16 protein-coding genes are annotated in these 13,543 nt (G+C 70.0%); 8 read left to right on the forward strand and 8 right to left on the reverse strand.

What is annotated here, in order from left to right:
* The first annotated feature begins 25 nt into the window (after positions 1-25).
* From F573_RS0100910 to F573_RS0100920, 3 genes are read left to right on the forward strand one after another with little or no spacing between them, the layout of a single operon-like run.
* Positions 26-1,033: a glucokinase gene (locus F573_RS0100910; protein ID WP_019021114.1), complete on the forward strand. Its 1,008-nt coding sequence runs from the start codon at positions 26-28 to the stop codon at positions 1,031-1,033.
* Positions 1,030-1,413, forward strand: a complete 384-nt coding sequence (gene apaG, locus F573_RS0100915) for a Co2+/Mg2+ efflux protein ApaG (protein WP_018870887.1) — start codon at positions 1,030-1,032, stop codon at positions 1,411-1,413. Before F573_RS0100910 ends, apaG begins: the two co-directional genes overlap by 4 nt.
* 7 nt (positions 1,414-1,420) lie before the next feature.
* Positions 1,421-2,257 (forward strand): symmetrical bis(5'-nucleosyl)-tetraphosphatase, encoded by an 837-nt coding sequence (locus tag F573_RS0100920; RefSeq protein ID WP_018870886.1) that lies wholly within the window; start codon positions 1,421-1,423, stop codon positions 2,255-2,257.
* Positions 2,258-2,277: 20 nt separating this feature from the next.
* On the opposite strand, the gene F573_RS0100925 is transcribed toward F573_RS0100920, so the two are convergent.
* From F573_RS0100925 to F573_RS0100950, 6 genes are all read right to left on the reverse strand, one after another.
* Positions 2,278-3,048 carry a 1-acyl-sn-glycerol-3-phosphate acyltransferase gene (locus tag F573_RS0100925; protein WP_018870885.1) on the reverse strand — a complete coding sequence of 257 codons (771 nt, stop codon included), beginning with the start codon at positions 3,046-3,048 and terminating at the stop codon, positions 2,278-2,280.
* Positions 3,049-3,349: 301 nt separating this feature from the next.
* Complete coding sequence (locus F573_RS0100930) at positions 3,350-3,898, reverse strand: phosphatase PAP2 family protein (protein ID WP_018870884.1); 549 nt, start codon at positions 3,896-3,898, stop codon at positions 3,350-3,352.
* Positions 3,876-5,090 carry a glycosyltransferase family 1 protein gene (locus tag F573_RS0100935; RefSeq protein WP_018870883.1) on the reverse strand — a complete coding sequence of 405 codons (1,215 nt, stop codon included), beginning with the start codon at positions 5,088-5,090 and terminating at the stop codon, positions 3,876-3,878. The genes F573_RS0100930 and F573_RS0100935 overlap by 23 nt, the downstream gene beginning before the upstream one ends.
* Entirely contained in the window at positions 5,084-5,893 is an 810-nt protein-coding gene (locus F573_RS0100940; RefSeq protein ID WP_019021115.1) for a GNAT family N-acetyltransferase, read from the reverse strand. The genes F573_RS0100935 and F573_RS0100940 overlap by 7 nt, the downstream gene beginning before the upstream one ends.
* A gap of 147 nt (positions 5,894-6,040) precedes the next feature.
* Entirely contained in the window at positions 6,041-6,454 is a 414-nt protein-coding gene (locus F573_RS0100945; RefSeq protein ID WP_019021116.1) for a rhodanese-like domain-containing protein, read from the reverse strand.
* A 119-nt stretch (positions 6,455-6,573) separates the two neighbouring features.
* Positions 6,574-8,610, reverse strand: coding sequence for a thioredoxin domain-containing protein (locus F573_RS0100950; protein ID WP_019021117.1), 2,037 nt, complete (start codon positions 8,608-8,610; stop codon positions 6,574-6,576).
* Positions 8,611-8,725: 115 nt separating this feature from the next.
* On the opposite strand from F573_RS0100950, the gene lgt reads away from it, so the two are divergent.
* From lgt to F573_RS0100970, 4 genes are read left to right on the forward strand one after another with little or no spacing between them, the layout of a single operon-like run.
* Positions 8,726-9,544, forward strand: a complete 819-nt coding sequence (lgt, locus tag F573_RS0100955; protein ID WP_019021118.1) for a prolipoprotein diacylglyceryl transferase — start codon at positions 8,726-8,728, stop codon at positions 9,542-9,544.
* 9 nt (positions 9,545-9,553) lie between these two features.
* Entirely contained in the window at positions 9,554-10,387 is an 834-nt protein-coding gene (locus F573_RS0100960; RefSeq protein WP_018870878.1) for a thymidylate synthase, read from the forward strand.
* Between the two features lie 42 nt (positions 10,388-10,429).
* A complete protein-coding gene (locus F573_RS0100965; protein ID WP_018870877.1) occupies positions 10,430-10,648 on the forward strand; it encodes a type II toxin-antitoxin system HicB family antitoxin in 219 nt (72 codons plus the stop codon).
* Positions 10,638-11,144 carry a dihydrofolate reductase gene (locus tag F573_RS0100970; RefSeq protein ID WP_019021119.1) on the forward strand — a complete coding sequence of 169 codons (507 nt, stop codon included), beginning with the start codon at positions 10,638-10,640 and terminating at the stop codon, positions 11,142-11,144. Before F573_RS0100965 ends, F573_RS0100970 begins: the two co-directional genes overlap by 11 nt.
* 6 nt (positions 11,145-11,150) lie before the next feature.
* Here the strand turns inward: F573_RS0100970 and znuB are convergent, their stop codons facing one another.
* Together znuB and F573_RS0100980 are read right to left on the reverse strand one after the other, a co-directional pair.
* Entirely contained in the window at positions 11,151-11,975 is an 825-nt protein-coding gene (znuB, locus tag F573_RS0100975) for a zinc ABC transporter permease subunit ZnuB (protein WP_018870875.1), read from the reverse strand.
* On the reverse strand, positions 11,975-12,865 hold the full coding sequence (locus F573_RS0100980; protein WP_019590105.1) for an ATP-binding cassette domain-containing protein: 891 nt from the start codon (positions 12,863-12,865) through the stop codon (positions 11,975-11,977). The genes znuB and F573_RS0100980 overlap by 1 nt, the downstream gene beginning before the upstream one ends.
* A gap of 25 nt (positions 12,866-12,890) precedes the next feature.
* Here F573_RS0100980 and F573_RS15350 point away from each other — a divergent pair.
* Positions 12,891-13,543 (forward strand): metal ABC transporter solute-binding protein, Zn/Mn family (locus tag F573_RS15350; protein ID WP_019021121.1); only part of this gene is annotated, 653 nt, incomplete at its 3' end.

Consider the following 13,543-nt stretch of genomic DNA (forward strand, 5'->3'; position numbering starts at 1 on the left):
TGGGCACATGACTGGCAGGGACCGCATGCAGCTGATCGTCGCCGATGTCGGCGGGACCCACACCCGCCTGGCGCAGGCCGAATACGCCCGGGGTACGTGGCAACTGCACGCGACCACCCGCTATGCGAGCCGCGAGTACGCCGGCCTGGGTGCAATCCTCGAGGACTGGCTGGCGCGCCCGGAACAGTCCGGGATGAGCTTCAGCGGCGCGGGCATGGCCGTCGCCGGGCCGGTGCACGCCGGGCGCGCCCGGGTCACCAACCTGCGCTGGCCCGAACTCGCGACCGCCGAACTGGCCGCGGTGGCCGGCGTGCCGGTCGCCCTGCTCAACGATTTCGCCGCGGTGGGCGCCTGTCTCGAGGCCCTGACCCCGGAAGACCGCCTGATCCTGCAGGACGGCGAGGCGGATCCCGCGGGACCGCGGCTGGTCACCGGGGCCGGCACCGGGCTGGGCACCTGCCTGGTCACCCCGCCCGCGGGCACAGATGCCCCGCCGGCGATCCATCCGGGCGAAGGCGGCCACGCGCGTTTTTCCCCGACCGACGCCGACGAGACCGAACTGGCGGCCTTCGTCACCGCCGAGGCCGGCCGGTGCACCCGCGAACACCTGCTCAGCGGCCGCGGCATCGCGCGCATCGGCCGCTTCGAGCTGCAGCGCCGCGACGACCCCGAACTGGGGCGCGCGCTGGCCGCGGCGGAGCCCGCCGCCGCCATCAGCGCGCTGGCCGACACCGGCCACGCGGCCGCGCTGCAAGTGGTGCGCCGCTTCGTTACCCTGTACGCCGGGCAGCTGGCCGACATGGCGCTGACCGCGCTGCCGCGCGGCGGCGTCTTCATCGGCGGCGGCATCGCCCCGCGCTGGACCGACCATTTTCTCGCCCCGGCCTTCCGCGAGGCCTTCCGAGCACGCCCGCCGATGGAAGACCTGCTGGAACGCCTGCCGGTGGAACTGATCATTCATCCCGAACCGGGCCTGCTGGGAGCCGCGGTCGCCGCTTCCCGGGCCGGCCCCCACGGAGCATCCGCCCCATGACCATGCAGCAGGAAAATCCCGTCGAGATCGAGGTCTCCAGCGCCTATGTCGAAGACCAGTCGGAACCCGAAGAGGACCGCTACGTCTTCGCCTACCACGTGGTGATCCGCAACGCCGGCGAGCGCAGCGTGCAGCTGCTCAACCGCCACTGGATCATCCGCGACGGGCGCGACCAGACCCAGGAAGTGCGCGGCGAGGGCGTGGTCGGCGAGCAGCCCCATATCGCCCCGGGCGACTCCTTCGAGTACACCAGCGGCACGGTGATCGAGACCCCGGTGGGCATGATGGAAGGCAGCTACGAGATGCGCGACGAGAAGGGGCACACCTTCGAGGCCACCATCCCGCCGTTCACCCTGTCCGTTCCCCGCACGCTGCACTGAGGCCCGCGTGGCACTGTACGCCGTCGGCGACCTGCAGGGCTGCCTGGATCCGCTGGAGCGCCTGCTGGAACGCGTACGCTTCGACCCGTCCCGCGATCGCCTGTGGCTGGTCGGGGACCTGGTCAACCGCGGGCCGGACTCGGCCGGCTGCCTGCGGCGGGTGCGCTCGCTGGGCGCGGCCGCGACCACCGTGCTCGGCAACCACGACCTGCATCTGCTGGCTGCCAGCGAGGGCCTGCGCGAACCCGGCCGGCGCGACACCCTGCGCGAGGTGCTGGACGCCCCGGATGCCGCGGAGCTGCTGGAATGGGTGGCCAGCCAGCCGCTGCTGCATCGCGACCCCGACAACGACTGGACGCTGGTCCACGCCGGCATCCCGCCGGTATGGGACACCGACACCGCCGCCGCCGAGGCGCGGCGAGTAGAGGCCGAACTGGGCGAACCGCGCCGGCGTCGTGCCCTGCTGGAGGTGATGTACGGCGACACGCCGGCGCAATGGGATCCGGCCCTTCAGGGCTACGATCGCCTGCGCTTCGCGATCAACGGCTTCACCCGCATGCGCATGGTCGGCGGCGGTCCCGGCGGCGCGCTGGAATTCGCCAGCAACGGCCCGCCGGAAGAAGCCCCGGCGACGCTGGTCCCGTGGTTCGAACACCCCGCACGCCGCAGCCGCGGCACCCCGGTGGTGTTCGGCCACTGGGCCGCGCTGGGTCACCGCCGCGGCCCCGACTGGCTGGCGCTGGACAGCGGCTGCGTCTGGGGGAATGCGATGAGCCTGGCACGCCTGGACGGTGCCACGCCGCAGACCGCGCCGGTGGAACAGACCCCCTGTCCGGGGACCTGAGAAGCCCCGGACGGCCCTCGTCAGCCCCGCCCGGGGCGGGGATCGTCGACCGGCTCCGCGGGGACGCCCAGCGCCTCCACGATCTGCGAACGCGCCGCCTCGGCGAGCTCGCGGCGCGGGCGATCATGCCCCTGCAGCGGCTCCAGCACATGCACGCTCACCCGCGTGCGCGGGCGGCACAGCAGCCGCCACACGTTGGGCACCAGACGATCATGTCCGGCGAAAGCCACCGGCACCGTACCGTCGCTGTAGCTTTCGTAATCCAGCGCCACCGGCTGCACCGGATGCGCGGTCCCCGTGACCGCAGCGAACAGCCGGGGATGAAAGCGGCGCAGCCCGTGTCCCCGGGTCGTCGTGCCCTCGGGGAACACCACGAAATGCCGCCCCGCGTCCAGCCCTTCGCGCATCGCTTCCACGTGCGCCGATGCTTCGTGTCCGCCGCGACGGATGAAGCGCGTACCGTGGCGTCGCGCCAGCCAACCAATGATCGGCCAGCGGGCGATCTCGGCCTTGGACAGGAAACAGGGGTCCACCGCCGCGCCCAGCAACGGGATATCCAGCCAGGACACATGATTGGCGACCACCAGCGACGCCTCGCGGGGTGGTTCCCCCGCGACCTCGCAGTACACGCCCGCCAGCTGCAGTGCCCTGCGATACCAGGCGCGCCGCACCTGCGAATGCGCCTCGGGGCCGGCGCCCTGTCGCTGCAGCCGCCAGGTGACCCAGACCCCGACCAGCAGATGGCCCAGAATCCGGACGAGTCGGAATATCCCTCTTGCGGTACCTGTCATGCCCTTCCCTTGTGTTGCGGGGCCACGGCCGGATGGCGTGCGCCCGGTTCGCGCCGCTCATGGTAAACGAGACCTGCCGTACCGGTGGACTGCAGGCGTTATCGAAGCGGTTCAGGAAGGACCCGATCCCGGGATCCCGTCGCGGAAGCGGCAGGGGCGGGCTCGACTGGATGGAACGACTCGTTTTGCGCGGCCACCCGGGACTTGCGCTGGCCGCGGCCCCGGTCCTGGAACGCGCCGGCCTGACACTGGCGCTGACGGCCCTGCTGGTGTCGCTGGACAGCGCGCTCGCCCGTGCGCTTCAGACCGGAAGCGGCAGGGGCAACCACGGAACCAGCGCCAGGCTGGCACCGGCGATCAATGCGCCGATCAGGGCCCCCACCGCCACGTCGCTGGGGTAGTGCAGCGCCAGCACCAGGCGCGACATGGCCACCAGCAGCGCGAACGGCACCACCAGCCAGGCCCAGGCCGGCAGCCAGGCCACCAGCACGACCGTGAAACCCACGGCGTGCATGGTGTGCCCGGACGGAAAGCTGAACTCGTCCAGCGCAGGCACCCCCGGCAGCAGGTCGTCGTGGCGCCGGTAAGGCCGCGGCCGGCCGGCCCCCTGCTTGAGTACCCGGTAAAGCGGCATCGACACCAGACCCACGGCCATCATGTGCAGGCTGACCGTCCACGCCCAGATCCCGTGGATCGCCGGCAGTGCAAGCATGATCGCGTACCAGGCCCCGCCATTGCCCAGTCGCGAGACGACGGCAAAGAACCGACTGACGAGCGGATGCCGCGCGAACCGGTTGCAGTGGCGAGCGACACGGCCGTCGAGATGGTCAACCCGCTGCAGCAGACGCATGCCGCCCCTCCTCCGCAAGGAGTTCTTCCAGCTGGGCGGCGAAATGGGCCACGATGCAGGACCAGTCCAGTCCCTCGGCCCGCAGGCGGGCGGCCTCGCCCATGCCCTTCCAGGCCAGGCGGTCACGCCGACGCTTTTCCGCCAGACGCAGTGCCACTCCGGCGAACGCCTCGCTGTCCCGATCCGCATGACCGGTGACCGGCACCCGCGCACCGTTCTCGCCGTCGCGCAGGTGTTCGCGCGCCGCGGCGCGGTCAAAGGCCAGCACCGGCAGACCGCTGGCCATCGCCTCGATCACCACGTTGCCGAAGGTTTCGGATCGCGAGGCGAACACGAACAGGTCGGCGCTGGCGTAATGGGCCGCCAGGTCCTCGCCGGTACGCATGCCGGCAAAGATCACCTCGGGGTGGCGGGCCTCCAGGGCGGGACGCGACGGTCCGTCCCCGACCATCACCAGACGCGCATTCGGGAGGCGGGTGCGGACCGCTTCCCAGGCGCGAATGACGTCTTCGGGTGACTTCTCCGGCGCCAGCCGGCCCACGCTCATCAGCACCGGCGCGTCCACGCCGCCACCCCATTCCTGGCGCAGGGGCCATGACCGCCGGCCGGGGTGAAACATCGCAGAATCCACCCCCCGCGCCAGCACCCGGACACCGTGAAAGCCGTACGAATCCAGTTCTCTGGCCAGGGTCCGGGTCGGGACCTGGGTGGCATGGCAACGATTATGAAAGCGCCGCAGCACCGCCAGCGCCAGAGGCTCGGCCCAGCGCATGCCGTAATGCCGGGCGTAGCCATCGAATCGGGTGTGAAAGGCCGAACTGACGGGGATGCCGAGGCGGCGGGCGGCGCTCACTGCCGCGTGCCCCAGCGGGCCCTCGGTGGCCACATGCACGACATCGGGCCGCAGGCGTGACCAGCGTCGCAGCAGACGCTGACGCACCGGCAACCCCATGCGCAGGCCCGGATAGCCCGGGAGCGGCAGCCCCGGCACCCGGTATTCGTCTTCCTCCGCCACCGGCTGCGGACCGCGCGCCCGGTCCACCGCCTGGCGGGGACGCACGACCTCGGCCTGCCAGCCACATTCGCGGACCCCTTCCACCAGGCGGTGCAGGGTCAGGGCCACGCCATTGATCTCGGGTGGCCAGGTCTCGGTCACCACGGCCACGCGCGGGCTGGCCGCCATGATCACCATTCCCCCGAGGCGAAACGACCCGGGCCGGCGGGGTCGCTGCCAGCCCCGGAATGCCACGGCTCCGCCGAGCGGAAGCGGGCCGGGATGTCCGCGCGCCGCAGCAGCATCAGGAGGCTGGCCGCATCCCCGCTGACGTCATGCGACGGCTCGCCGGCGACCTTCGCCCCGAACGCCAGCCACGACCGGGCCAGCGGCGGCAGGCCCTCCGCCGACGGCATGCCGTGCCAGATCGTCAGGGCATTGGGGAGCGGCTTGCGCGGGCTCACGCGGCACCGCGACGGGGTGCGACGGAAATTGCGCAACCAGGCAAGGCTGGCCGGCGTATGGCGATCCAGAGGCAGCGACGTGCGCGCGATCAGGTAGCGGCAGTCGAGGCTTTCCAGCAGACGGGTCACCCCGCGCCAGAGCGCGGCGACCGCCGCTTCACGCTCCTCGAACCCGGGCAGGAAACGGACGCGATCGAGCTCCGCACCGCGCCCGGACAGGGCCATCAGCGGGCCGAGATCGAAGTCCTCGAGGCCCGGGGAGCCGCCAGCCGCAGCCACGGTCTCCTCCACCAGCAGACGGGCACAGGCCACCGGTTCGCGCGTGCCGCGAGCGAATACCAGCAGATGGTGGCCCCAGGCATCCAGCGGGTCACGATCCAGCCCGGCCAGACGCGCCGGCAGACAGCGACCGCGATGCTCCGCCGCGATCCGGAAGCGCAGACGCTGGGCTGCCCGCAGTTCTTCGCGGTCGCTGGCCACGCGCCACTCGTAACCGGGGTCGGCGGAATGTGTCGCATGAAGGGACGAATCGGACATGGCGAAGTCTCCACGGGTCATATCCCGGGAGACTACGGCCATCGGCTTGCAGCGCCTTGACCGGCGCGTGACGTTTGAGTGACCGGGCCGGAGGCAACCGCCGGCTGGCGGCAGCGGCCCGGTCGGGCAGGAAGGGGCGGCTCGGGCCTACGGCAGCTGACCGGTGTAGGCGCCGGATTCGACCGGCAGGTCCTCGCCTTCCCAGGATTTCATCCCGCCGGCGACGTTGACCACGTTGGTGAAGCCCATCTCCTGCAGGCGCAGGACCGACAGGGCGGCGCGACCACCGGTGGCACAGATGATGGCCACGGGCTTCTCGCGCGCGGAGTACAGCGCCTCGATGCGATGCGGGGTATTGGGGTCGGCCGCGCCTTCCAGCAGACCGCGCGGGATCAGCAGCGAATCCGGCACGTGGGCGCGTTCGTATTCATAGGGCTCGCGCACGTCGACCAGGGTCCAGTCCTCGCCCTTCTGGATCGCCTCGTGCAGCTCTTCCGGGGAGATCTCGCGGATGTTCTCGCGTGCCGCGGCGACAAAATCCTTCATCAGCTTTTCGCTCATGGGGCATTCCTTTTGTTCGGTGAAGTTTCGATGGTTGAACGGATAACCCTTGCAGTCTGAGGGCTTCGCCGCCGATTTCAAGCTCAGTGTTTCTCCGGCTCAGTGTTTCTTCGGGGGCGTCATTCGCCCGCCGCGAGACGTTCCGCCAGCGCCGCCGGGTCGTCCACCGGGGGTTCGCAATGCAGACCGCGGCACAGCCAGGCGCGCGGTCCGCCCTCGCGCGGCGCCTTGCCGGCCAGGGCGTCGGGCAGATCGCGGGCATCGTCGGGCACGGGGAAGACCCGCGCCGCGCCATCGGCGGCAGCGATCGTCCGGCGCGCGTCGGCCAGCGCCTCGCCCTGCCCGCGCAGGACCACCAGCGGCGGGGCGTGATAATGCATGTCGAGCGCCACCAGCAGGCTCATGTGGCCCATCGGGGCCTGTTCGATCATCGGCCCGGCATTGGCCAGGGTACCCTCGGCCGCCTCCAGATAGCGCGGCTCGGCCAGCAGATGGCCCAGCCGGATCAGGCACTGCGCGGCGATCCCGTTGCCCGCGGCCATGGCATCGTCGGAATACACCTTGGGCCGCTGGATCAGGGCCTCGTGGTCGCGCGCGGTGTAGAAAAAGCCGCCGCTGGCATCATCGTGGAAATCCTCCATCAGGGCCCCGGCCAGGGTCACGGCCCAGTCCAGAAGCTCGCTGTCCCATTCGGTCTCCAGCAGCGCCAGGGTCGCCTCCAGCAGCGCGGCATAGTCGTCGAGGCAGGCGCGCGGCATGGCCGAGGTCGCCCACTCGCGATAGCTGGCGTACAGGCGGCCATCGTGCCAGTGCAGGCGCCGCACCGCCGCCATTGCGTCCTGTGCCAGCGCCAGCCAGTCGGGACGATCCAGCGCGCGGGCGGCGCGTGCCAGGCCGGTAATCATCAGCGCGTTCCAGCCCGCCAGCAGCTTGTCGTCGCGGTGCGGGCGCACGCGCTGTTCGCGTGCCTCCAGCAGCCGTTCGCGCGCCCAGTCCAGGCGGGACGCCGCCTCCTCCGGGGTGATTCCGAGGGCATCCGCGACGGTGTCCGGCGGCACCACTTCGTGCAGGTGCCAGCGACCCTCGAAGTTGGGCGGCCCCTGCAGGCCCCACACGCGCGCCGCGACGGCCCATTCCTCGGCTGGCAGCAGCGCCTCCACGGTCTCCGGGTCCCAGACATAGAAGCGCCCTTCCTCGCCTTCGGAATCAGCATCCAGGCTGGAACAGAAGGCGCCGCTGGCATCCCGCATCTCGCGCTCGAGCCAGGCCACTGTCTGCTCCGCGACCCGCCGCGAACGGGTGTCGCCGCGCGCCGCGCGCTCGGCGTAGAGCCCCAGCAGCGGCCCGTTGTCGTACAGCATCTTCTCGAAATGCGGGATCATCCAGCGGGTGTCCACCGAATAGCGACAGAACCCGCCGCCGACCTGGTCGAACAGCCCGCCGGCGGCCATCGCGTCCAGGGTGGCGTCCAGCATGCGCCGGGACTCGCCGTCGCCGTGGCGCGCCGCATGCCAGGCCAGCCAGTCGAGCGAGGCCGGATGCGGAAACTTGGGCGCATCGCCGAAACCGCCATGCTCCGCATCGAAGCTCTGCGCCAGTTCCGCGCGGGCCTTGTCCACCACGCTCAGCGCCGGGATGCTGCCGCCCTCCGGGTTGTAGATCCGCGTGAGCGCCTGCTGCAGGGAATCGTTCTGGCGCCGGATCTCCTCCGGGTGTTCGGCGAGGAAATCGGCCACACGGTTGAGCAGGTCGACAAACGACGGCAGGCCGTGCCGCGGGGTGTTCGGGAAGTAGGTCCCGGCGAAAAACGGCACCTGGTCCGGGGTCAGGAACACCGTCAGCGGCCAGCCACCCGGGCGCTGCGCCAGCAGCATGTGCGCGTTCTGGTAGATGCGGTCCAGATCGGGCCGCTCCTCGCGATCCACCTTGATGTTCACGTAGCGCCGGTTCATCACCTCCGCGGTCGCCGGATCCTCGAAGGATTCATGCGCCATCACGTGGCACCAGTGGCAGGCGGAGTACCCGATCGACAGCAGGATCGGCTTGTCCTCGGTCCGCGCCCGCTCCAGGGCCTCCTCGCCCCACGGATACCAGTCGACCGGATTGTCCGCGTGCTGTTGCAGATACGGGCTGCTGGCGCCGGCGAGACGGTTCATGGCGACCTCCCTGGAAACGTGGGTGGCGAAAGCCGGGACGAAGACGGTCCCGATGCGTGCGAATGCCTTGCAGGACCGGTAGGATGTGCGGCTGTTTCGGCCACCGCAAGCGCCCATGCCTGTTCACCCGTTTATCGATCCGGTCGCACTCTCCCTGGGCCCGGTCAGCATCCACTGGTACGGGCTGATGTACGTCATCGGATTCCTGGCCTTCTGGGGGCTGGGGGTCTGGCGCGCGCGCGCGCGCAACTGGGATCCGCTGGAGCCACGCCAGGTCGGCGACCTGCTGTTCTGGGGCGCAATCGGCGTGATCATCGGCGGGCGCCTGGGCTACGCGCTGTTCTACAACTTCGACGGCGTGCTGGCCGACCCGCTGAGCCTGATCCGGCTGTGGGAGGGCGGCATGTCCTTCCACGGCGGGCTGATCGGCGTACTGGTCACCGCCTGGCTGTACGCCCGGCACCTGCACCAGCCGTTCTTCCGCCTGACCGATTTCATCGCCCCGCTGATCCCCATCGGCCTGGGCGCCGGGCGCGTGGGCAACTGGATCAACGGCGAGCTGTGGGGCAAGCCCACCGACCTGCCGTGGGCGATGGTCTTCCCCGCGGCCGACTACGTACCCCGGCATCCCTCGCAGCTCTACCAGGCCTTTCTCGAAGGCGTGGTGCTGTTCGTGGTGCTGTGGCTGGTGTCGCGCCAGCCGCGGCGGACCGGCCTGGTCTCGGGCCTGTTCCTGACCCTGTACGGCGCGTTCCGCTTCGTGGTGGAATTCGTGCGCGAACCGGACGCGCACATCGGCTATCTCGCCTTCGGCTGGGTAACCATGGGGCAGGTGCTGTCGCTGCCGGTGATTCTGTTCGGCCTCGGCCTGATCGTCTGGTCGCGCCGCAACCCCCTGCCCGAACCCCGCCCGGACACCTCCGGGAAGCCCTGAGGACGCACCATGCGGCAATACCTGGATCTCGTCCGCCACATCCGCGACCACGGCAGCGACCGCCCGGACCGCACCGGCACCGGGACGCGCTCGGTGTTCGGCTACCAGATGCGCTTCGACCTGGCGCAGGGCTTCCCCCTGGTCACCACCAAGAAGACCCATCTGCGCTCGGTCATCCACGAGCTGCTTTGGTTCCTCGCGGGGGACACCAACGTGGGCTACCTGCGCGACAACAAGGTAACCATCTGGGATGAATGGGCCACCGAGGGCGGTGAACTGGGCCCGATCTACGGCGCCCAGTGGCGTTCCTGGCCACTGCCCGACGGAGGCACCCACGATCAGCTGACGGAGCTGCTGGACAACCTTCGCACCCGCCCGCACTCGCGCCGCCACGTGATCTCCGCATGGAACGTCGCCGACCTGCCGGACGAGACCCGTGCCCCGCAGGAGAACGCGGCCGCCGGCCTTATGGCCCTCGCCCCCTGCCATGCCCTGTTCCAGTTCTACGTGGCCGACGGCCGGCTGTCCTGCCAGCTCTACCAGCGCAGCGCCGACGTGTTCCTGGGCGTGCCCTTCAACATCGCCAGCTATGCCCTGCTGACGCACATGATCGCGCAGGTGGTCGACCTGGCACCCGGCGAATTCGTCCATACCCTGGGCGATGCGCACCTCTACGCCAACCACGCCGAGCAGGTCGACACCCTGCTGGAGCGCGAACCGCTGCCGCTGCCGACCCTGCACCTCAACCCGGAGGTGCGCGACCTGTTCGCGTTCCGCTTCGAGGACATCGAGGTCCGCGACTACCAGTCCCACCCCGCCATCCGCGCCCCCATCGCCATCTAGCCCGCCATGCGCTAGATTGGTTCTGAGGACCGGGAGGCGACCATGAAGCAATACACGGTCATTATCGAGCAGGGCGACAGCGGCTGGGGAGCCTATGTTCCGGACCTCCCGGGCTGCATTGCGACCGGTGACAGCCGCGAGGAAGTCATGGCCGCGATTCGCGAGGCGATCACCATGCACCTGGAAGCCCTGCATGACGAAGGCGAGCCGATTCCCGAACCGCACCATTCCAGCGAAACCGTGCGAATCGATGCAGCCTGAAGCCCGGGGACCCGAGATCCATATCATCGTGGCGCTGGACCCGGATCACGTGATCGGGCGCGACAACGACCTGCCTTGGCGGCTGCCGGACGACCTGCGGCATTTCAAGCGGGTGACCGCCGGCCATCCGGTGATCATGGGCCGGCGCACGTTCGAATCCATCGGCCGGCCGCTGCCGAAGCGCCGCAACCTGGTCCTGACCCGGCAGACCGACTGGCAGCAGCCCGAGGGCGTCGAGGTCTTTTCCGACCTGGACAAAGCGCTGGCGAATATCGATTCGGGTCCGGCGTTCGTCATCGGCGGGGCCGGGCTGTTCGCCGAGGCCCTGCCGCGCACCGGGGTCCTGCACCTGACCCGGGTGCACGAACGCCATCCCGGCGATACGTATTTCCCCGCCATCGATCCCGCAGAATGGACGCTGACCGAGTCGGAATACCACCCGGCCGACGAGCAGCACGCCTGCGCGTTCACCTTCGAGCGTCTGGAGCGGCGCTGAGCCGGATCAGCGCGTGCCGAAGCGCGGCAGCAGCCGCGCGGGTAGCAGCTGCACCAGGATGAAGCCCAGCAGGGCCGCGACCACGATGCTCGGCCCGGTGGGGGTATCCCACTGGAACGACCCCGCGATCCCCGCGCCCACCGCGAGCATGCCCAGGACCCCGGCGAGGATCGCCATCTGCTCCGGGGTGCGGGCGAAGCGTCGCGAGGTCGCCGCCGGGATGATCATCAGCGCCGTGATCAGCAGTACGCCGACCACCTGCATCGCCGCCGCGATCACCAGCGCGATCAGCAGCATCATGCCCAGGCGCACCGGCAGGGCCCGCACGCCCTCCACCCGCGCCAGTTCCTCGTGCACGGTCAGCGCCAGCAGAGGCCGCCAGAGCGCGATCAGCAGCACCAGCGCAATCAGCCCGCCGATGGCGATCGCGAGCAGGTCGTCACGCCCCACCGCGAGGATGTCGCCGAACAGATAGGCCATCAGGTCCACCCGCAGCCCCTCGACGAAGGCCACGGCCACGATCCCCAGCGACAGCGCGCTGTGGGCGAGGATCCCCAGCAGGGTGTCCGAGCCCAGCTCCTGATAGCGCTGCAGGATCACCAGGAGCACCGCGATGGCGATGCACACCAGCGTCACCATCAGGTTGAGATTCAGCCCCAGCAGAAAGCCCAGGGCCACCCCCAGCAGTGCCGAGTGCGACACCGTGTCGCCGAAATAGGCCATGCGCCGCCACACCACGAAGGCGCCCAGCGGCCCCGCGACCACCGCCACCATCAGGCCCGCCAGCACGGCGCGCACCAGGAAGTCGTCCAGCCAGCCGGCGATGTCCATCAGTGACGGCACCCCGGACCGTGTTGCGGATCGTTGCAGGAGGTGTCCGTGCCCTCTCCATCCAGCGGGCGCACCTCGCCGTGCAGGCCGTGCACGTGATTGTGATCGTGGGTGTAGACCGCCAGACCCCGCAGATCCACGCTGGGGAACAGGCGCCGGTATTCCGGATGGCGCGAGACTTCCTCGGGGTTTCCGGTGCAGCAGACATGCTGGTTCAGGCAGATCACCGTCTCGGCACCGGCCATCACGAAATGCAGGTCGTGCGAGACGATCAGCACCCCGCAGCCGGACTCGCGGCGGATGTCGTCCAGCATCGCGAACACATCGCCCTGCCCCACCACGTCGACCCCCTGGGCCGGTTCGTCCAGCACCAGCAGATCGGGCTCGCCCAGCAATGCCCGCGCCAGCAGCACCCGCTGGGTCTCGCCGCCGGACAGCGACTGGATCGGCGAATCGATGAGGTGGCCGACCCCCACCCGCTCCAGCTTGGCCAGCAGTTCACGCCGCGGCAGCCGCTGGCGCATGCGCAGAAAACGATATACCGACAGCGGCAGCACCGGTTCGATCTGCAGCCGCTGAGGCATGTAACCGACCCGCAGATCCGGGGCGCGTTCCACGTGGCCGCCGTCCGGCTGCCACAGTCCCATCAACACACGCAGCAGGCTGGTCTTGCCCGCGCCGTTGGGGCCGATGATCATCGCCGCCTCGCCCGCGTGCACCGCCATCGACACCCGGTCGAGGATCGTCCGTCCGCCCCGCTCCACCGTCACCTCGCGGGCCGCCACCAGCGGCCCGGAACCCCGCTCCGGGCGCGGCCGCGGATGGCGGCCCGCGCGGTGACCGCGTAACCAGTTGTGGACGCTCGCGAACATGATGGTATTGTATAACATCCAGATCCCAGACGGAGCCCCGGTCATGATGCGCAAACGTTTCCCCCTGCTCACCGGCACCCTGGTTGCCATCGCCACGCTGGCCGTACCCGCACAGGCGGACGACCCGCGGGTGGTCTCCAGCATCCTCCCGATCCACGGCCTGGTCGCGGGCCTGGTGGACGACGTAATGGAGGCCGATGTCCTGCTGCCGCCGGATGCCTCACCGCACGGCTACTCCATGCGCCCGTCCGAAGCCCGGCGTCTGCAGAATGCGGACGTGGTGGTCTGGGTCGGGCCCGACCTGGAGACCTTCCTCGAATCACCCCTGCGCAATCGGGGAGAAGGTACCACGGTCGTGACCCTGATGGAGGACATGGACCTCGATCTGCTGCCCACGCGCTCGGGCGGGGTCTGGGAACCGCACGACCACGGTCACGATCATGATGCGGCGCATGAAGAGGCCCGCGAAGAAGGACATGGCGGAGAGCATGACCACGGCCATGACCATGAGCACGGGCATGATCACGACCACGGCCATGACCACGACCACGGGCATGACCACGAGCACGGGCATGATCATGACCACGGCCATGACCACGACCACGGCCATGACCACGACCACGGCCATGACCACGACCACGGACATGACCACGACCACGGACATGACCACGACCACGGACATGACCACGACCACGG

Source organism: Thioalkalivibrio sp. ALE23 (assembly GCF_000378545.1).
Lineage (GTDB): Bacteria > Pseudomonadota > Gammaproteobacteria > Ectothiorhodospirales > Ectothiorhodospiraceae > Thioalkalivibrio.